This is a genomic window from Colwellia sp. Bg11-28 (genome assembly GCF_002836245.1).
Taxonomy (GTDB): Bacteria; Pseudomonadota; Gammaproteobacteria; order Enterobacterales; family Alteromonadaceae; genus Colwellia; species Colwellia psychrerythraea_A.
On sequence record NZ_PJBA01000018.1, the window covers coordinates 105,380 to 126,172 of the forward strand.

Annotated in this window: 17 protein-coding genes; 9 read left to right on the forward strand and 8 right to left on the reverse strand. The window is 39.5% G+C overall.

What is annotated here, in order from left to right; genetic code table 11:
- Positions 1–303: 303 nt before the first annotated feature.
- Together CXF79_RS17825 and CXF79_RS17830 are read left to right on the forward strand one after the other, a co-directional pair.
- Positions 304–1,239 carry a GGDEF domain-containing protein gene (locus CXF79_RS17825; RefSeq protein ID WP_101156926.1) on the forward strand — a complete coding sequence of 312 codons (936 nt, stop codon included), beginning with the start codon at positions 304–306 and terminating at the stop codon, positions 1,237–1,239.
- Positions 1,239–2,300, forward strand: coding sequence for an AraC family transcriptional regulator (locus CXF79_RS17830; protein WP_101156927.1), 1,062 nt, complete (start codon positions 1,239–1,241; stop codon positions 2,298–2,300). Before CXF79_RS17825 ends, CXF79_RS17830 begins: the two co-directional genes overlap by 1 nt.
- A gap of 291 nt (positions 2,301–2,591) precedes the next feature.
- On the opposite strand, the gene CXF79_RS17835 is transcribed toward CXF79_RS17830, so the two are convergent.
- The 4 genes from CXF79_RS17835 to CXF79_RS17850 all read right to left on the reverse strand — a co-directional run bounded on the left by CXF79_RS17835 (position 2,592) and on the right by CXF79_RS17850 (position 10,930).
- Positions 2,592–3,182 (reverse strand): PEP-CTERM sorting domain-containing protein, encoded by a 591-nt coding sequence (locus CXF79_RS17835; RefSeq protein WP_101156928.1) that lies wholly within the window; start codon positions 3,180–3,182, stop codon positions 2,592–2,594.
- A 411-nt stretch (positions 3,183–3,593) separates the two neighbouring features.
- On the reverse strand, positions 3,594–6,287 hold the full coding sequence (locus tag CXF79_RS17840; protein WP_101156929.1) for a TonB-dependent receptor domain-containing protein: 2,694 nt from the start codon (positions 6,285–6,287) through the stop codon (positions 3,594–3,596).
- Between the two features lie 178 nt (positions 6,288–6,465).
- The gene (locus CXF79_RS17845) at positions 6,466–9,369 is read right to left on the reverse strand and encodes a hypothetical protein (RefSeq protein ID WP_101156930.1); all 2,904 of its coding nucleotides are present in this window, start codon (positions 9,367–9,369) and stop codon (positions 6,466–6,468) included.
- 259 nt (positions 9,370–9,628) lie between these two features.
- The gene (locus tag CXF79_RS17850) at positions 9,629–10,930 is read right to left on the reverse strand and encodes an ammonium transporter (RefSeq protein ID WP_232769242.1); all 1,302 of its coding nucleotides are present in this window, start codon (positions 10,928–10,930) and stop codon (positions 9,629–9,631) included.
- 289 nt (positions 10,931–11,219) lie between these two features.
- Between CXF79_RS17850 and hemF the strand changes: the two genes are divergently transcribed.
- Complete coding sequence (gene hemF / locus CXF79_RS17855) at positions 11,220–12,158, forward strand: oxygen-dependent coproporphyrinogen oxidase (protein ID WP_198560098.1); 939 nt, start codon at positions 11,220–11,222, stop codon at positions 12,156–12,158.
- 74 nt (positions 12,159–12,232) lie between these two features.
- Here hemF and arfA read toward each other — a convergent pair whose 3' ends face one another.
- From arfA to CXF79_RS17870, 3 genes are all read right to left on the reverse strand, one after another.
- Positions 12,233–12,451, reverse strand: coding sequence for an alternative ribosome rescue factor ArfA (gene arfA / locus CXF79_RS17860; RefSeq protein ID WP_011044741.1), 219 nt, complete (start codon positions 12,449–12,451; stop codon positions 12,233–12,235).
- A gap of 207 nt (positions 12,452–12,658) precedes the next feature.
- Entirely contained in the window at positions 12,659–12,982 is a 324-nt protein-coding gene (locus CXF79_RS17865) for a tyrosine-type recombinase/integrase (RefSeq protein ID WP_101156931.1), read from the reverse strand.
- A gap of 55 nt (positions 12,983–13,037) precedes the next feature.
- Complete coding sequence (locus CXF79_RS17870) at positions 13,038–13,187, reverse strand: hypothetical protein (protein WP_198560099.1); 150 nt, start codon at positions 13,185–13,187, stop codon at positions 13,038–13,040.
- Positions 13,188–13,611: 424 nt separating this feature from the next.
- Here CXF79_RS17870 and CXF79_RS17875 point away from each other — a divergent pair, with 424 nt between their 5' ends.
- The gene (locus CXF79_RS17875; protein ID WP_101156932.1) at positions 13,612–14,511 is read left to right on the forward strand and encodes a TolB family protein; all 900 of its coding nucleotides are present in this window, start codon (positions 13,612–13,614) and stop codon (positions 14,509–14,511) included.
- Between the two features lie 85 nt (positions 14,512–14,596).
- Positions 14,597–15,454, forward strand: coding sequence for a TolB family protein (locus CXF79_RS17880; RefSeq protein WP_101156933.1), 858 nt, complete (start codon positions 14,597–14,599; stop codon positions 15,452–15,454).
- A gap of 292 nt (positions 15,455–15,746) precedes the next feature.
- Here CXF79_RS17880 and CXF79_RS17885 read toward each other — a convergent pair whose 3' ends face one another.
- Positions 15,747–16,670, reverse strand: a complete 924-nt coding sequence (locus CXF79_RS17885; protein WP_101156934.1) for a DMT family transporter — start codon at positions 16,668–16,670, stop codon at positions 15,747–15,749.
- A gap of 101 nt (positions 16,671–16,771) precedes the next feature.
- On the opposite strand from CXF79_RS17885, the gene CXF79_RS17890 reads away from it, so the two are divergent.
- The 4 genes from CXF79_RS17890 to CXF79_RS17905 all read left to right on the forward strand — a co-directional run bounded on the left by CXF79_RS17890 (position 16,772) and on the right by CXF79_RS17905 (position 20,793).
- Entirely contained in the window at positions 16,772–17,362 is a 591-nt protein-coding gene (locus CXF79_RS17890; protein WP_011044748.1) for a TetR/AcrR family transcriptional regulator, read from the forward strand.
- An 81-nt stretch (positions 17,363–17,443) separates the two neighbouring features.
- Entirely contained in the window at positions 17,444–18,181 is a 738-nt protein-coding gene (locus CXF79_RS17895; RefSeq protein WP_101156938.1) for a dienelactone hydrolase family protein, read from the forward strand.
- Positions 18,182–18,922: 741 nt separating this feature from the next.
- The gene (locus CXF79_RS17900) at positions 18,923–19,354 is read left to right on the forward strand and encodes a 3-phosphoshikimate 1-carboxyvinyltransferase (RefSeq protein WP_101156940.1); all 432 of its coding nucleotides are present in this window, start codon (positions 18,923–18,925) and stop codon (positions 19,352–19,354) included.
- Positions 19,355–19,566: 212 nt separating this feature from the next.
- A complete protein-coding gene (locus CXF79_RS17905) occupies positions 19,567–20,793 on the forward strand; it encodes an outer membrane beta-barrel protein (protein WP_157825898.1) in 1,227 nt (408 codons plus the stop codon).

Genomic DNA, 20,793 nt, shown 5'->3' on the forward strand with positions numbered 1-20,793 from the left:
CGCTAAAGTAAGTAAAAAATATGACAACACGATGACAGTAAAACGGTGACTGAACCGTTGAGGTTAAAAATTGTTAATCTCCGCTTTATTTAGCGATAAAAAACAGGAAGACGAGCTAATTAGACCCCTTAATTTTATTAAAAACTAACGGTTCCCCTACCCGCCTATTAACCAATACGGTAAATAGCATACCTATCGATTGCTAATAAATGAGCAATCATCATGTTTAGGTAAAAAAACTGTCATCTGTGTGAGCTAATATCACTTTCATAAACACGCTTCACCTTAATAACAGGGCTGACCATGAACACCTCTTTTATAAAATATCATTCCCACCTTTTAACCATATTATTCTTTACCCTAGGTGCAGTTATAACCTGTACATTCAATTTGGGGGATTTAAAACCAAGCAGTGAATTTGACTACCTTGACGCCTTAGGTGAAGGTGGCATGACTTTAATGACCTTGGTATGGATAGGCTTTATTTTAATCAGTAGACCTGCGGGAAAAGTCACTAACTGGCTTTTTTCTGGATTGATACTGATGAACATCTCGATGTTATTAGACTTTATTGACGAGTTTGTTATTTATCCCCAAAACAGTGCTTGGTTGACTGCCATCGAATCATTACCTGCCCCAGTAGGCATGGTGATAATGAGCATAGCCTTGTATCACTGGTATCAAGAACAAATGACGATTAATGCACAATTAAGACGTACAGAACGTTTTTATCGGGACCACAGTCTTACTGACTTTATCACGGGTTTATACAGTGCTAAATATATGAAAAAGCAAATAAAACATCAGCTTCTTTATAGTAAAAAAACTAAACAACCTTTTACTATGATGATGATAGACATTCGCCAGTTCGACCAATTCAATCGACAGTATGGTCATCAACAAGGGGATATTTTATTACGAGAAATTGGGCAAGTGATCACCATGAATATTAGAGATCAAGATTTAGCCTGCAGATATGCCAGTGATCGTTTTGTTGTTTTATTGCCCAATACCACCACAACATTCGCGGAAACGTTTGCTTGGCATATTGAAAATAGTCTAGCCAACTTAGCGTTCAAAGTGGGGAGTGATCAACATGCAAATTACCAGAAAATCACGCTGTGCAGCAAAGAGTTTGATGGTAGTCAAAGTGATTACCAAGTGCTTGAGCTGATGAGTCAACAAATGGACAGCACCAAGAAACAAAACAACAAACATCATAATAAACAGGTTGCCTAATGAAAGGCTATGAACGCTACGACGAAGTACTCGATGCTCAGCAAGTTCTACTGAGCTTGATAGACTTAGCAACGCAAAGAGGCGCCCACCCTGATAAATTACTCAAAGGTACCAAGCTATTTCACAATGATTTAAGCAAAAAGAATTTAGCAAAAAATAGCTTAACCTGCTCGGCAAATACATTGCTAACAGTAATAGAAAACTGCTCAAAGTTAGTCCAGGGTAATGAAATTAGCTTTCTACTTGGCAGACGATATTTTCCCTCACATCTGGGGTTATTAGGCCAAGTACTAATGAACTGTCGGCACCTAGGCGATATGTTACGATTATGCCAATGTTTTCAGCTGGCTTGCTTTCCGTTAATGAACTTACAGCTAAAACACTTCAACAATAATAGTTACCTTATTTTTCAAAGTGCAGTTGGCAAATTATCAAAAAATCAACAGACCTTTATAACTGAGTTTATGTTGAGTGCTTTACTGGGTGCCATCAAATATCGCTGTGGAGAATTACCTAAGTTAGACATTCACCTTGATTATCCTGAGGTACAACATATCGAGCAATATCATGTACATCTCAACATGAAAGCAAATATAAACATACAGTTTGACCAGAAGATCTGCATGGTTACTATAGCGTCAAAACAACTGTATTTGCCCTTTAACGACAGCGCAAATAGCTTAAAAGCAGTAGCGCTACAGCAAATAAGTCAATTAAACCCAAAACCCTACCCCATTAGTTTTATACAGCAACTCAATAGCTACCTTAGTCAACGTTTATCAAATAAAGGTGACTTATCGCAAGAGTGCTGTGCACAACATTTTGGTTATAGCAGTGCTACGTTAAAACGTAAACTTGCGAATCATCAACTCAATTATCAAGGTCTCATTGATGCCATACGTAGCCAGCAGGCAATTTTTCAGTTGGTTATTTGTCAGCACAGTAATGAAAAGATTGCCGATGCCCTGTACTTCAATGACGTGAGTAACTTTCGTAAAGCCTTCAAACGCTGGACAGGAGTGACGCCAAACTCTATGCGCGAACAGTGTTGCTTTAACTAATTTAAAGAACTAATTTAGAGAACTAATTTTGATAGTTGAATCGATTAGCTTAAGCAATGTTTGTGATGTAATAGCATTGTTGAGGTTGGTACAGCAAAGAAAGGTTAGAAGTATGTACTGCCACAATAGATGCAGACTGTGTAAAGTTTAATAGATAAATAAAAAGCACCTAACTATAAGTTGGTGCTTTTTAAAGTGTGAATCCCTACACTCATTACCAATCAAGATGAAAACTTAAGAATGCACTTTGGATGATAACGGGTATAGATATAGTTACAATTAAAACTAATGTTAAACAGGTTTTTGCTTACGTCGTAAACCAAAGCCAACTAAACCTAAAGCAAATATAGCTAGAGTACCTGGTTCAGTTACTTGTGTTGAAACAGGAGAAGTTATCGATGAAGAGAAAGACGCCTTTGTTTCAGTACCGATTACTAAATGTTGAGTTGAAAAGAACCACTCAGTTTCAGTATCAGTATCAGCATAACCGACATGAGATACAGTACCAATAATAGCTAAACCCGTCGCTACACCCGAAGTATTATTATCGTGAACGCTAATCCCCGTGAAAGTAAAACCTGCAATTGTCCATAACTCAACACCGGTAATATTACTGATTATGAATGGATTTTGTACAGAAAAAATTGCATCTTTCACAGCGACTGTACGGTAATCCCCTGTGGCAGAACTTGCTTTTAAAGGAGTAGCCCAACTGTCAATTAAAGGATCGTTCAAAGAAAAATCAATTTGAGTAACTTCACCTGCATCATTCAAAGTAGTTAGACCGGTACCAGTAACATCAAAAGAGCCATGAATTAGATTAGCGTTAGCCGCTGTAGTAACAAGAAATAATAAAGCGGTAGTAAATAATTTTTTTAACATAACATTTCCATATGTAAGTAAGTTTAAATAAGTAAATCATATATTGAGCTTAAGTCATTGATTATACAAATATATATGATCTTTCAGCATGTACGCCCACGCAAAAGCAAGATATAGGCCAATACAATAAAGTCATTGTTTTTAAAGGGTTTAATTAATCAAGCATCTCTATACATGCGATAATGAAAATTTATTGTAAAGAAAATGGACGGTTAAATTCAGCATTAAGGCTCATACCAATCAGACTAACTAATTGATCTTTTTTGATATTATGAAGAAATAGATGGAGAAATAGATGGAGAATAAAATAGAGGGGCATAAAAAACGCAGTATAGAATCACCTATACTGCGTAAATAATGAATACAAAGAAAGTGCTAATTATTGCAGAACCTTCTTATTACTAGGCTTACTTAAAAGTCCCACTTCAAGGCAACTTCAAAGGCAACACCTTTGGTTTCACTGCGCATTAAGGTATCTTCAAACTCAATTTCTTTTTTCTGATTTAAGATGTTTTGCACCTTAAATTTCAATGTTGATGAGTAAGTAGGATAGTAGGTATAGACCATATCAAGTGAATGGAATGGTTGCTCATAAGCATCATCCTTACCGTCAATGCCCGGTATAATAATACGCTCGGCAAACACGTTATAAGCAAGGGTAGCACTGTGATTACCATTCGGCGCATCCCAACCTAAGTTCATATTTACTACCCAAGGTGAGTGACCTGTCATGGCACGTGTTGGATTAGTAATTGAGGTAGAAACGCCGGTTTGTTCAACCACGTTCTGGGTATCAATATTTATTTCTGACTCACTTACCGTAAAGTTACCCGATAAGAAGAAGTCTGTCCCGTTCATACCCGCAAAATCACCTAAGAAGCCAAAGTCTTTTAAAAACTCTACCTCAAGTCCGTACACATAACCGTCTTCTGCATTAGCAATTCTGATTAATGGTGGGCCATCTTGTGCAGGTGATTGTACCGCTTCTATTGGCTGATCCATATCCTTGTAGAATAAACCTACAGAAAGGTTATCTCCCGCAGGTAAGTACCACTCCCAACGTAAATCATAGTTATCAATAGCGGTACTGGTTACACTTGGCGTTCCACCAATAGGGAAACCAGTAAGGGGATCAATGTAGGTCGCCGGCGCGACTTCTCGGATATCTGGACGAATAGTCGTTTGTGCGTAAGAAGCACGAAACTGCATTTCATCGTCAAGCAAATAAGTGAATGCTAGTGCACCAAAAACATCATCATCTTTAAAGGCAAGTGCTGCTAAATCTTCATTCGTCGGCTTTGCAGGTAACTCAAACTTACCAGTTGTGGGATCTAACGGGGCAACGACTTGGCGAAAATCTTCATAACGCAATCCTAAGTTTACTCGCCACTTTTGCGCGATGAAAAAATCGGTATCAATAAAGTAAGCATCAACCAGTTGAGCAGAGTAGTAATCATCTCCGCTAGCGGTCGTATCACGAATAATTAATTCATTGCCCGATAATGGGTGATTTAGCATAACATCATCATTTAAAATGACGCCCATTTGATGGCCAGTTAGGTCTAGGTTATCAAAAGCAAGTGTGTTGACATCTATGCGTCTTGCCATAGCGTCACGTGTCTTTTCAATAAAGTTCCCGCCTGCTTTTATCTCTAGTTCTACATTGCTAAAGTTAACTGGCAATGAAAAACTAAAACCATAGTTTTCAACATTATCGTCTAAGTTTTGAAAGCTATAACGAGAAGAAGTGGTCGCTTTACGTAAAGAGCTCTCATTAATTGGATCAAAAATGCCATCTTCAGGTTGACCATTTGAACCATCGGCAATGATATAGCGTGTTGAGATATTGCCAGGAGCATAGCGATTGGAGCGCGCATCTGAGTAAAACCAATCAGCACCTAAGTTCCAAAGTCCTGAGAAGTTATGTGTACCTCTGATTTGATTCGCGATCATTTCTCGCTCTTCATAAATAACGTCGCTATCACGTACTCGCAAACCGTCACTAATAGTGACATTGTTGGTGTTGCCGAGTTTATCGCGTATTTCATCACGGGTATCGTGCAAAATTAACGAGCTGAAATCAATGCGGTGATCACGTTGAAATTCCAAGCCAACGTTGAACATGCCAGAAAAGCGTACCGTATGTTCAGTAGATTTAATATCATCGAAACCACGTACTAAAGCCCAACTGCTGTCTTCGCCATCAACACCTTCTTGATAGGTGAAATCCTGTCCTTCGTATTCTTCTGATACTTCCCATTTATTGTCATAGGAAACCGCGGTAAGGAAACCTAATCGAAAGTCATCAAAGTCGAATCGATTACCTAATGTGACATCAAAGCCAGTATTCGGGTTAATGCTAGTGGCTTTTGGATCATAATCGCGATTCATCTGCGCAGCAATCTCACGGTTATCTTGCTGTGATAAATCATTTATAGGGCTATGACTTTTCCACAATTTTTGCAATGACGCTGGTGCTGCACGAGTACCATCATCTTTACCATACCAATCGTCGTCTCCGCCATTATAGGATAAACCATCATCAAAGTTATTGGTGTTACCGCCAAGCTTACCTTGCATGGAAAAAACAAAGTCAGAAGGAATTGTTTTCAAACGCACATCGACATTACCGCCAGCAAAATGGGCGGGCATAGCAGCAGAATAGGATTTTTGTACCGACAATGATTCAATGATTGATGAAGGAAATAAATCGAGTGGAATAACCGTTCGCGTTGGATCTGGGCTAGGTACTGCCGCGCCATTTAGTTGCGTACTTGAAAAGCGCTCACCTAAACCACGCACATAAATGTATTTTCCATCCACCAAGGTGATACCGGTAACACGACGTAACGCCGCAGCCGCATCTGAATCACCCGTACGTGCTATTTGCTCAGCGCCGAGGATATCAGCAATAAAGGCCTGATTTTTACGCTCTTCCATGACCGCACTAGCAGTGCCTTTTAAGCGACTTGCTTTGACAATCACCTCTTCCATGGCTTGCCCATCAGCATTTTCTTCTAGTGCAGTTTCTGCATAGGCGGTTGATAAACCACAGCCTGTAGCAAGTGCTAGAGTTAAAATGGATAGTTTGAATTTTGTTTTCATTGGAAACCTCTTGAAACTTCTTTACTGGGAGAAGCAAAAAAACCGCTTCAAACTTGTCATTCCCGAGGTGTCTTAATCGGAAATCTAGTTTTTAATTACCCTTTATTACGGACTAATAAATAACCGGAATAAATGCTGTAGCGATTCTTTTCGCTACAGCATTGGGTATCAACGCTTATTAGTCGTCTAAGCCAACAGTCCAGTTAGCTGTCCAGTCATTATCCGCAGAGACCGCACCGATGTGCTTCGCATTTTCAAAAAATGCATTGCCGGTAAAGTCTTTTGCTTCAGTGGTATCAATCGTGAATATACCGTCAAGTACTGCCGACGTATCAAGTGCGGTCGTATTGTTCACATTCAACGTTGGGTTTTGATTAAGCACCCAGTCTTGTGTATCAAGCAATACTGTTTTGTCTTCCGCTTTGGCACTTTTGAAGTTTTCTTCACAAGCAAATACTGAGTTGGATATTACCGTTTCACCGGCAACTGCTTGGTCTACTGTCACTGAAGTTGTCGCGCCGCCTTCGATTTCAAAACACTCGCCCATGCCCGTAGGACCCGTTACCACAAAGTTATGTAATTGTGCTTTAGTGCCTTCTCGAAGGTAAACCCCTTCAGAGTCTTTACCTGGTGCTGTGAAAGCGTTACCTATGATAGTCATGTTGGCAATCGTTGGGTTTGATTGTGGCAGTTTGTTCGGGGTAGAGCCGTCGTTATCACCTTCAATACCACGGTTAGCTTCACCATTGTCGCTAGCGTGTTTAACCAATACATATTGTAAGTTGCCGCGATAACCGTTATCCCAATCAACGCTGTCATCTTTATTTGAGGTAAGCACTACATATTTAGCATTAACAGTTCCGCCAAAGAATTCAATACCATCATCAGCATTTTCATGTACTTGAATGTATTCTACTTTAGTACCTGAGCCTACTGCACCAAAGGTTATACCGTTAAGTTCGTTGTCTGGTTTAACTTCATAACCCGCATGTTTAACGACAACATAGCGTAAAGTACCTGAACTGTCGGTATCATCAGTGCCACCAAATACGGCACCTGTTTCAACACCTTCAACTTGTAAGGCACAATCACTACCATCTGTTGGACATTTATTTGATTGCGCATTACCTAACAGAACAATACCGCCCCATTGACCAGCACCTGTAACACCTGAGCTAATATCTTCACTAGATGTAAAGATGATAGGTGAACTAGCGCTGCCATTTGCTTCAATTTTTGAATCACGACTAACAACTAAGTAATCACCACCAGAGCGACCAAAAATAGTCGTTCCCGCTTCAATTGTTAAGGTTGCACTTTTAGCCGTTGTAGATTCTGTAGAAGTCGTTCTGTCTTGACCGACAAAAACAGGGCCACTTAAGGCATATAGGTTATTAGCCGTTAACGTTAAATCGCTGGTGATATCGCCACTTAGCTGACAGGTAGTTGTTACACCATCGGCAGGTGAAATCGCGCTAGTACCCGTTGGACAACCTTCAACTTCTGCTTGGGCAGTAACAACACCACCACCAAAGCCAAATGCCCAACCTTCTCGCCAATCATCTACATCCGCACCATCTAATGCACCGATGTAATCAACGCTATCAAACCAAGCATTCTGTGTAGTAGCAACATCTTGCCCTGCGTTTTCAGCAATTAGCGGTGAACCACTATCTGGTATGCCACTTGCGCCAATAAGCACAGAAGTACTTATGCTATTAGAATCCTCAGCTTCAAACCAAGTCGCTAAATCAAGTAATATTGATTTATCTTCAGCTTTTGCATCTTTAAAGTTTTCATCGTTATTACAAGCCATCACCACATTTTGCATAACAATTTTATCGCTATTGGCATTATCAACGGTTACCGATGAGGTTTTGCCACCTTCAAACTCTAAACATTCACCCATTTCACTTGGGCCAGTTATTACCGTGTTGAAAATTTTAGCGGCGGTGCCTTCACGTAAATAAATACCTTCAGAGTCTTTGTCACTGGTAGTAAAGTTATTACCAATAATCGTCATGTTAGCGATAGTAGGATTTGATTGCGGTTCTTTAGCCGGGCTTGAACCGTCGTTATCACCTTCTATACCACGATTTGCTTCGCCAGCATTTTTCGCATGTTCAATATAAACGTGCTGAAGCATTCCTTTAAAACCGTTATCCCAATCAACACTGTCATCTTTGTTAGCCGTTAAGACCAAATGTTTTGCATTAACTGCACCACCAAAGAACTCAACACCATCATCAGCATTGCTGTGTACCTGAATATAATCAACTGTGGTGCCTGATCCAACGCCACCAAAAGTAATACCATTTAATTCATTGTCCGGCTTAATTTCAAAACCAGCGTACTTAATGACAACATATTTTAAAATACCTGAGTTATCTTCCCAGTCTGTGCCGCCAAAAACAGCGCCTTCAGCAACACCTTCAACTTGTAAGGCACAATCACTGCCGTCAGTTGGACATTTATTTGAAGGAGCGTTACCTAAAATAACTAAACCACCCCACTGTCCTGCAGCTGTAGCCTCGCCTTTAACATCTTGCAGTGATGTCATGATAATTGGCTTAGCTTTACTGCCTTCTGCCATGATTTGTGCATCACGATGAACAACAATATAATCGTTACCTGATTGACCAAATAATACCGCGCCTGGTTCGATAGTAAGTACAACATCCGTATCAGGGTTGCGCATTTTAGCGCTTTGACCATTAGTGCTGCGTGATTGTGCCGCTGGTGCTACTGCGCCGCCTACCTCAAGTCCACCACTAATTGCATACATAACGGTTTTGCCATCAACACTCGCCACTAAGGTGGTACTTTCATTAATAATGCTGTCGAGCACTTGAACCTGTACGTCAAAACCAAGTGCTGCCGATACTTCAGTACTTAATGCTGTATTTGCTTTACCAGGTAATGATTTACCCGCATCAGGCGTTGGTGCTGGGTTTTCAATAATGGTATCGCCCACTGATTCATCAACACTAGAGTTTAAATTAATGTCACCACCACAAGCAGCTAAACCTAAGGTTAAAGCTGTTGCTATCATACTGTATTTAAATAGTTTTTTAGTTTGCATTTCATTTGCTCCGCAGCAATTAATGAAGAAAGATTACTTTACCTAGCAAATACACAGCTTTATCAAGTTGCACATTATCAGGTAACAATTTTTCACATAAAGTAAATTTGACTACATACTAAGGTTAATAAATGACAGAAATGTTTTAGAAGTGTGACTATTTGATGTCGTTAATATTTCAGAAAAATGACAGTGGCGTGAAACGACAGGCACAAAAAAAGCGCCGAAGCGCTTTTTTTAAGGAGTTTATGAATATGACCTACAAGTGGTAACCGACTTCTTCATGTTCAGCCTGATCTAAACCGTTAGACTCTTGCTCTTCACCAACACGTAAACCATCCGTCATCAAACCGACCAATTTAAGGATAATATAAGTAACGACTGCGGTATAAATCAGTGTAGAGAATATGCCGATAAGCTGAACACCAATTTGTTCCGCCATCGTAGCAATGCCTTCAGCAAAACCAAAACCACTAAATACACCAAGACTGGTCGCTGAGAAAACACCGACTAATAACGTACCTAAAATACCACCGACACCATGTACAGGAAATACATCTAACGAATCATCAATTTTTAATTTTTGTTTAATATAAACCGTTGAATAAAAACAAACAAAACCTGCACTAATACCAATAATTAACGCGCCACCAGGGCCGACAAAACCAGAGGCAGGTGTAATGGTACCTAAACCTGCGACCATACCGGTAACAGCACCTAAAACACTGGCTTTACCAAATTTTTTCCACTCAATGGCTGCCCAAGTTAATGTACCTGCTGCGGCAGAAATATGTGTAACAAGCATAGCCATAGAAGCATCACCGTTAGCGGCTAGTGCACTACCACCATTAAAGCCAAACCAACCAACCCATAACATACCAGCACCAGTAACAGTCATGGTTAAGTTATGTGGCAACATAGGTGTTTTAGGAAAACCTCGACGTGGACCGATAACAAGAGCGGCAACTAATGCCGCAGTACCCGCCGTAATATGTACAACAATACCACCGGCAAAATCATAAATGCCCATTTGTGCTAACCAACCGCCGCCCCATACCCAATGAGTAATAGGTGCATAAACAGCAAGTAACCAAATACCACTAAAGAGTAATACCGCAGAGAACTTCATACGCTCTGCAAAACCACCAATAATAAGCACTGGCGTAATAATGGCAAAAGTCATTTGAAACAGCATAAATAAACTTTCAGGGATATCTCCTGACAAAGCATCTTTAGGAATACCATGCATCATCACTTTACTAAAATCACCGATAAAAGCATTACCCTCACCAAAGGCTAAGCTATAGCCTACTAATAGCCATAAGATTGATGAGATTGAGCCGATAGCAAAACATTGCATTAATATTGATAACACATTCTTTTTACGAACCAAGCCACCGTAAAAAAGAGCAACGCCCGGTAAGGTCATCAATAATACCAATGCGGTAGATGTTAAAATCCAACTGGTGTTTGCGCCATTTAGTTGCCCTTCTTCCGCCCAAGCAGTGCCTGAGATAAAAAAGCTAAGTAAGGTTAAACACAAGATTAATGCTTTGCTCATAGTTGTTTCCATAGTAAATAATTCAATAACTGACATGAACAAAGCACAAAACAAGCCAAAAAATAAAACATTAACTTTCAACACCTTAAAAACAGCATGCCTTAATATAGTGCCATAGCGCACCATAAAAGCACAAAATACGCACCGAACGCTCTAAAAGAGTGCAAGTACGCACAAAATAAGTGAAGTTTATATTTTCCCCTTAGGAGTATCATTTTAATTCCCACGGAGATCCTGCTCTTTGATACAATAACCGCCATATAATTAATGGTTAATCGACGGTAATAAAATGGACTCACAACTAAGCTCGACTGCGAACATTGAAATCACGCCAATCATCGCGTTTTTCAAAAGCCTCCAAGATAAAATTTGTCAGGCATTAGAAGAAGCTGACGGTACTGGAAAATTTATTGAAGATAACTGGAAGCGCAAAGAAGGCGGCGGCGGTAGAACTCGCGTAATGACTGATGGTACGGTTGTTGAGCAAGGAGGCGTAAATTTTTCTGTGGTATCAGGTGATAAATTACCACCATCAGCCACGGCTCATCGCCCAGAGCTTGCCGGCAGAACGTGGCAAGCTTGTGGTGTTTCACTGGTTATCCACCCAAAGAATCCTAACATTCCGACTTCACACGCTAATGTGCGCTTTTTTATTGCTGAGAAAGAAGGTGAAAAACCCGTATGGTGGTTTGGTGGTGGTTTTGATTTAACACCTTTTTATCCAAACGATGAAGATATTCAGCATTGGCATCAAACAGCGCACGACTTATGTCAGCCATTTGGTGACAATGTTTATAACGATCATAAAAAATGGTGTGATGAGTATTTCTATTTAAAGCACCGTGATGAAACCCGCGGTGTTGGTGGTTTATTCTTTGATGATTTAAATCAGTGGGATTTCGATACCTGTTTTGATTACGTCAAAGCCGTTGGCCAAGGTTTTATCGATGCTTATGTACCTATTATGCAGCGCCGCAAAGATGAAGTTTTTGGTGAACAAGAGCGTCAATTTCAATTGTATCGCCGTGGTCGTTATGTCGAGTTCAATTTGGTATTCGATAGAGGCACGTTATTTGGCTTACAATCTGGTGGTAGAACTGAATCAATTTTGATGTCTATGCCACCACTTGCACGTTGGGAATATAACTTCCAAGCTGATGAAGGTAGTGCAGAAGCTAAATTAGCGGATTACTCAAGTCCAAAAGATTGGCTTAACGTATTGAAATAAAGTGTGATTGGTATTTAAGGCTTAGGTAACGTTTTGAATGAGAGTCTTATTTAATGATGGCTAGTACTAACTAGTTAAGCCGCCATTAAATAAGACTCTCGTCTTACATTTTTAGCTTTACGCTGATATGAACCTTTACCTTTTTTCGCTTTAACCACCTGCATCTTATAAACCTTTGATGTTACTAATGCGGCTAAAAAATTCCCTTTAATTTGTCCTCTTCCCAACTCTGTTTCACTTTTATTTACTTTAACAGTGCCAGCTTTCGCTAATGGCTTTTTCTGCTTACTCATGATTTATCCTTTTAAAGTGTATAACTTATATACGTTCAAATTATTACGTTAAAGTCATTACGACAATGTAATGCCTGTTTATTATACATGTGGATCGTTACAAGTAACAATAAATAGTCTGCTTCGCCACCATTGCAGTCATTATACTTTAAATTTAAGCGACAACTTTCCTGATAAAACAGCGCTAAACGTCCAAGTTATTTATAATTATTTTCTATCCATAGGACTCGTTGTACCAGAGGAGTGCTGTCCAATTACATAGGTATATATTTGGGTGGTTCTCAAATAATTATGTCCTAATAACTCTTGCACTGTGCTAATGTCGGCACCGTTTAACAATAGTTGTGTAGCAAAGCTATGACGAAAGGTGTGTGCTGTTACATGTTTCCTAATACTTGTTTGGTTAAGCGCCTTTCGCAGCGATTTGGTCAAAGCTGTCCAATGAAGGTGATGGCGACAATAGTAGCCGTCAGTTGGATGTAGGCATCTAACCGTTGAAGGAAAGACAAACTGCCATTTAAAGTCAATAATGGCATAAGGGTACTTTCGAGCTAACCCTAAAGGGAGGCTTGTTTAATTAAATAGCTTAGAATTTTCGCTCCTGCCCATCTTCCAGTTTAGGGATGAAAAGTGCTAAAACGACAACGACTGAGATAACGCCACCGGCTATATAACCCAAGCGCTCTAGGCTAACGCCTTCAATGCCATACGCATGATGGAACAGAAATGCTGCCAAGCAAGCTACCACGATGGCTATAAATATTTTCATAATGTTTCCTTAAGATTTTACTGCTATTTATCGCCACATATTACTAAATTTAGGCTTATTAGCCACCTTTGTTTTCATGAACGAAAGAGCTGATATTTAATTTGATAAAAATAGAATTTATTGAAACACAAAAGTCTCTCCAAAAAACATACCTTAAAAGTATCAACAAAAGCATCCCATAATCTGGTCAACTTCACACCATGGCATGAAATTTCGCTTTGAGGGATTTGATGAATTTCTGCTCAAATAAGTTACTCAACGTAAATTCTGCCACTTTGACCTTGTTTGTACTGCGACTGCGTGGACATTATTTAACAAAGCGTAGTATTAATAGCTGTTATTAGAGCGCAGAAGTTAAGCATTCTGCTAAATATAAAATAAGGACAATAATATGAAATATATTTGTATTTCAATTACTCTACTGTTTTCTATTCTAGCTTTCAGTAGCAAAAGTTATAGTCACGATGAGTTTCCCATCCTCCAAGGTCCCTATTTTGGGCAAAAGCCACCCGGCTTAATTCCTGAACTTTTCGCTCCTGGTATTGTTTCAATCAATGGAAGATATGACTTCGGTATTTCGTTTTCCCCTGACTTAGATGAAGTATATTTTTCAGTACAACCAAAGGAAGGAACGGCTGATATCTATTTTTCAAAAATCGAAGATAAAAAATGGAAAGCCATTCAAAAAGCAAAATTTACCAAAGGACAAAAAGCTGGAGAAATGGAACCATTCGTCAGAGCTGACGGTAAAAGAATTTATTTTACCGGGTATAGCTCTGACTTTTCGGGTGAAGAAATATGGTATGTAGATCGTTTGGACAAGGGGTGGAGCAACGCAATAAAACTTGATTCACCTATAAATGACGATGATGTGATGAATTTGACTCAAGCCAAAAACGGCGATGTTTTTTATGACAACCGTTCAAAACGAAAAATGTATTATTCATCCAGCAAAAATGGTGGGTTTCCCAAAGTGCAGGAGGTTGAAGTTGAAATTGGATCTCACGCTTTTATTTCCTCATCTCAAGATTATTTATTGGTACAAGCTCAAAATAAAGAAGATCAAAAAAGCAATAGCGATATTTACGTTTATTTTAAGGAAAAAGATGGAGCATGGACCAAGCCAATTAATCTTGGAAATACAGTAAATTCTGACTTTCATGAAAGAGTTCCAGGCGTCACGCCAGATGGTAAATATTTATTTTTCAGCCGATATAACGAAGAAGGCGGAATAGCAAACTTGTATTGGGTGAGCACAGAAGTTATTGAAAATGTACGACCGAAATTGTGATGCATTAATAATTGAATCTGAGTGTATGCGTTGAAGAAGGCGCTTAAATTAAGCATTCTGCTAAATAAAAAATAGGGACAACAGCATGAAACATATTTGTATATCAATGACTCTACTGCTTTCTGCTCTAACGATGAGTAACAAAAGCTTTAGTCAATATGAATTTCCAGTACTGAAAGGCCCCTATATGGGACAAGAACCACCAGGTTTGGTGGCAGAGCCATTTGCACCTGGCATTATTTCTAAACAAGGCTGGGAGCTTGAAGGCGTGTTTGCGCCCGGCATGAAAGAATTTTACTTCACGACAAACCGAAAAAGCGCCACCGTTATCGGTTTTCGTCAGCAAAATAATGTTTGGAAGAAATATATAGAATTCCCTAGGACAGGTGAAATTGTATTCTCGCCTGACGGAAAACGTATGCATATGGCAAAAGGCTATAAGGACCGCATTGGCGACGGCTGGTCAGAACGCAAAAGTCTTGGACCTATGTTTGACCGAAAAGACTGGGGTATTATGCGCCTGTCGGCCTCAGCCAAAGGCACCTATGTTTTTGACGATTATAAAAGCAATGACGTAATTCGTATATCAACATTCAAGGACGGAAAACGCCAAGCGCCAACAATGATGGACCCAGTGGTCAACACAGGTAAATGGACAGCTCACCCCTTTATTGCGCCAGATGAAAGCTACCTGATTTGGGATAGCGAACGAGAAGGCGGCTATGGAGGCTCTGATCTTTATATTAGGTTCCGGACAAAGGATGATTCATGGGGCCCTGCAATTAATTTGGGCGACAAGGTTAATTCTGATAAAAATGAATTCTATGCGAGCGTCACCCCTGATGGTAAGTACATACTCTTCAACAGAGGCATGGATGATAAGGGTAATATAGATATTTACTGGGTGGATGCACAGATTATTGAGACCCTTAGGCCAAAATAGTTAGGCCTAGAATAAACTACTCACTCGGAGCAAGAGTCACTACGATCCCACTGACACAGAGTGGGATGGAATCTACTGTTTTTAGTGATAAGCGTAAGTAGTGATGCTGTCACTTCTAGCTTCAGCTTAACCACCAAAGAAGTAATTGACGTTTTTAAAAGATTCAGATGAAAAGAGCATTATTTCTAAGGCGCTAATAAGATGCTCCGCCTCCCCTATAACGAATTAAAGGCAAAAGGTAAGGCGACACAATTTGTACTCTGTTAACTGCAGTAAGTAGCCAAAATGACTACTATTTATTCATAGAAACCACCATGTTATTTTGAGATTTACGGTTGGTCAGGAAAATACCCAAAGCAATAATGCTTGCCCCGAACAATGTAGTGCTCTCAATGGTTTCACCAAATAAAAGATAAGCACTAACTGCCGCAGAAACAGGGACTAAATAAAATACACTTGCGACTCTGCTTACCTCTCCCCGCTGGATCATTATATAAAGCAAGCTTAATGCCCCTAGTGATACCCCAACGACCATATAAACTAGCGATATAATAAATTCACCTGTCCAAACGACCTTAAAGCTTTCAAAAAACGGTAGCAATGCTAAACATATTAAGCCCGAAACCAGAGACTGAATCGCACCTCCAAAAAATATCTCCATATCTGCGCAATAACGCTTCTGATAAAGACTTCCAAAGGTAACACCAAACAAAGCAAGCACGGAGATAGCTATAGCACCCCAACTGAAAGACGTTGTTTCAATTGAATCAATGACAACAACGATGACTCCTAAAAATCCAAAGAGCAATCCAAACCATTGGGCTAAGTTAAGTTGTTCATTAACCAGTTTTCGTGCAAATAGAGCTACCAGAATAGGCTGTAGTGCAACAATTAATGCCGAAACTGCTGGGGAAAGCCCCATATCAATTGATACAAATACACCAACAGAAAATAGACAGACAGTTAAACTTCCAGCTACCGAAATATGTATTGCTTCACGCCAGTTTGGGAGTTGGTTACCAATCAATTTCGCAATAATTAGTAATATCAAACCTGCAGCCATGAAGCGTAAACTTAGAAAACTCAAAGGAGTAGAGTGTGGTAATCCGAGTTTTGCACCAACAAACCCACTGCCGTAAAGCAATACAAAAAAGAAGGGTAATGCAAATATATTAACGAAGCTTACTGAGACCTTGAACCCTAAGCTTTTACTCATTTTTTTATCCTCAACACACAACGTTATGTACTAGGTAGTACAATCAAGTTATGTACCTTATGGTACAATGATTAAAAATGCAAATAATTAGGAATGGACCGATGTCAGAATCTCCCAAAAAAAAGCGGTTACCACGTGGTCAAGGACGAGAACGTATTTTATCTTCGGCTGCAGATCTATTTTTGAAAAATGGCTTTGAAGCAACCAGTCCTCAAGCAATTTATGCGGCAAGTGGTGTCGGGCAAGGAAGTTTTTACCATCATTTTGCCAGTAAAGATGATTTGGCAAATGCAGTTTTGGAAAGAATAGTAGAAGAAAAAACCGCTGAATTAAATCACATTACGAGCACTATACCTAATCCAAAGAAGCGTTTAGAGGCATACCTAAAATTACCTCGCAAAGGAACCGAAGGCTGTAAATTTGGGCGTTTCATGTATGAGACTTCAGGGCAAAAACAGCAATTAAATAAACCTATTCAAGGATTCTTTGATGAACTGCAGCGCTTTCTCAGTCATAACTTTCAGACAGCGCAAAACCAAGGATTAATTTCATCAGATTTCTCTGCCCAAGAGTTAAGTTCTATTCTGATGGAACAAGTACAAGGTGGATATATAATGTCGAGGATCTATCAAAGTGATGATCTCCAAGTTAATACACTGAAACGTCTGGCGAAACAATTAGGATTAACGTAGTTTACTGTATTGAACTTACTGCCAACAACAAAGCTCTTACACCGTTATCCTTTTTCTAAAGTACAGGACATATAAAGACTAATGATCATTCAACAGCACAGCACTGATATTGAAACTCCAACGGGAACCATGCGTACTTATGTTTATCGTCCTCAAGCATCAGGTAAGTTTCCGACTATTGTTTTCTATTCTGAAATATTCCAACAAACTGCGCCTATAGCAAGAACAGCAGCGCTAATGGCTGGCCATGGTTTTGTGGTATTAGTGCCTGAGGTTTTTCATGAACTCAACCCAATAGGCACGGTATTAGGCTACGATGATGCAGGTAAAGACAAAGGTAACCAAGATAAATGGGCTAAACCTTTAGAGCATCACGATAGCGATACACAAGCCTTAGTCAATTTTATTCAACAACAAGATTACTGCAGTGGAAAAATTGGCACTATGGGTGTTTGCATTGGCGGTCACCTCGCTTATCGCGCCGCGTTAAATAAGAGTGTATTAGCCGCCGCTTGCTTATATGCTACTGACATTCATTCAGGTGATTTACCCAGCGCAGAAGGCAATGATTCACTGACACGTACCAAAGACATTAACGCGGAGCTGATGATGATTTGGGGTAAACAAGACCCACATATTCCTGATGAAGGTCGCATGATGATTCATAAAAACCTATTAGCTTCAGGTAACGTTTTCTCATGGCATGAGTTTAATGCTTCACATGCCTTTATGCGTGATGAAGGTGAACGTTATGATCCTCAACTTGCATTAAGAGTTTACGGCATGTCTGTTGAATTATTTAACCGGACATTAGCTTAATGTAAGTAAATTGTCGGGCCTCGTTACACTCGTGCCGACCTACAAAAGCTAGCTGGTTTATTACGTAGGTCGATGCTTGCCTCGACAAAAAGCCAAGCTAGTTTATTCGTAGGTCGATGCTTGCCTCGACAAAAAGCTAAGCTAGTTTATTCGTAGGTCGATGCTTGCCTCGACAAAAGCTAAGTTAAATTGTCGGGCCTCGTTACACTCGTGCCGACCTACAAAAGCCTAAGCTGGTTTATTACCTAGGTCGATGCTTGCCTCGACAAAAACTAAATTAAATTGTCGGGCCTCGTTACACTCGTGCCGACCTACAAAAGCTAAGCTGGTTTATTACGTAGGTCGATGCTTGCCTCGACAAAAGTTAAATTAAATTGTCGGACCTCGTTACACTCGTGCCGACCTACAAAAGCTAGCTGGTTTATTACGTAGGTCGATGCTTGCCTCGACAAAAAGCTAAGCTAGTTTATTCGTAGGTCGATGCTTGCCTCGACAAAAACTAAATTAAATTTTCGGGCCTCGTTACACTCGTGCCGACCTACAAAAGCCAAGCTGGTTTATTACGTAGGTCGATGCTTGCCTCGACAAAAACTAAGTTAAATTGTCCGGCCTCGTTACACTCGTGCCGACCTGCATCAGCAGGTAAAAATAACGTGATGAAAAATGGTCAAAATATAAAGATTAACAGTAGCGAACAGGCACAAAAAAATATACCCTATCGACCATAAAGCTCAAGGCTAAATGGAATTGATGCAATTGAATGCAACCGATAAAAAAATTTCTGATCAACCTGCGATTAAAAAGCTACTCTCAAGAATGCCTGAAGAGGTTGCCAGCAGCTTTACCGATGAACAGTTAACGCATTTATTAACGGCTGTAGGATCGCGTAGTTGGGGGAAACATAAGGTAGATTTTAGGGGCACATTTAAGCTGCCGTTTTATCAATGGCGATTTTATTATGTGTTGCTTGCAGGTAGAAACTATAGAGAATTAAGTCGGCAAGAAAGACGTATGTCAATTCTCATCACAACGGTAGTATCTAGCCTCTTTTTAATGTTTTCTGCCGGACTTGGATTATTAATACTTTATCTGGTAAAGTCCGCGCTTGGTATAGACCTATTCCCTGGATTTTCACTGGGTATATGGGGCTGGTTCAAAGAGACCTTCTTATAAAAAACGATACGCTGAAGGATAAAAAGCGTCTAGATTTTTTACACTATAAAAAAATAATCATCACACTTTAGCTAAGCCACTAATTATACTAAATATTTATTCATGGCCTGAATATTGCTAAAGTGACATTTGAAAGAATAGTAATCAGCACTAAATCTCATCTATTAGTGCGCTATTTCTTGAACTATGTAAATAAGGAAGTTGTAATAGTTGTGGTAAAAATACAAAAAATACTCGCTTTAGTTGACCAATCAATTAACAAGTTAGTTAACACAGTAGCTAAAAACAGAACGACTCTAGCCTTTGTTATAACTACTTGCACCCTTATAAGTCCAAATGTTAATGCTGAAGAACGTCAGGGTTTATTACTTAATGCGGCTGTAGAAGCACAGTACGACGATAACGTACTGCGAAAAATCGATCCCGTAACCGACTCATCAATACAAATTTCCCCTGAGTTGCAATACCTGACTCATATGGGAAAACACATTTTCGCGGTAGATTATCAAGGTGAATATTCGGCCTTTAAAGACAACACCAAACTTAATTATAATAATCACGGCATCGCTTTATTTGCGCTTTTAGACCACTCTCTAAAAATAAATTCAGAATTCAAAATATCCTATAAAGATGAAGTTGAAGAGCCAGGTACCAATAACTCTACATCTTTGTTAATCACTGAGTTTAACCAAACACAAAAAAAACTAGCCATCGCAACGCTATATTACGGTACGCAACAAAGTATTGGTCAGCTGGTATTAGGAATAGATCATAGCGAGTACCGATATACCAACAACTTACAGGGCTACCGAGATGTTGATAAAAACAAACTTACCGGTACATTTTTTTATCGTGTAGCCCCTAAAACACGCTTACTATTTCAAGCCAGTATTGGTGATTACAACTACATAACAAAAAGTCAGCTTGCCGATCAATCAAGTAAAGAGACATTCTATCTAGCTGGTGTTGAATGGGATATAACCGCTAAAACCAGTGGCTCTTTTAAACTCGGTTATCAAGGTAAAAAATTTGAACAAAAGGTGTATGACGATATTACCGGTTTGTCTTATATACTCGACATGACTTGGAAGCCTAATACTTATTCAACCATAAGAATTGCCGCAAGCAGAATGACTCAAGAATCATCACAATTATTCACTAGTGCCTTTGTAACAAACACCTATAGCATAGACGCCGAACATGAGATAACCCCCAGAACTAAATTGAAAGCAGCCTACACGCACGGCAATGATGACATTGTTGCTATACGAAACAGAACAGACAAACGCCATAACCTAGTTTTAGGCGTGGAACATAGCCTGTTAACTTGGCTTAGTATTGGTCTCGACTATCAGTTTATTGAGAGAAGTTCTGATTTTGAAATTTATGAATACCAAGCAAACATCATTGGTTTGTCTTTAACCACTACATTTAATTAA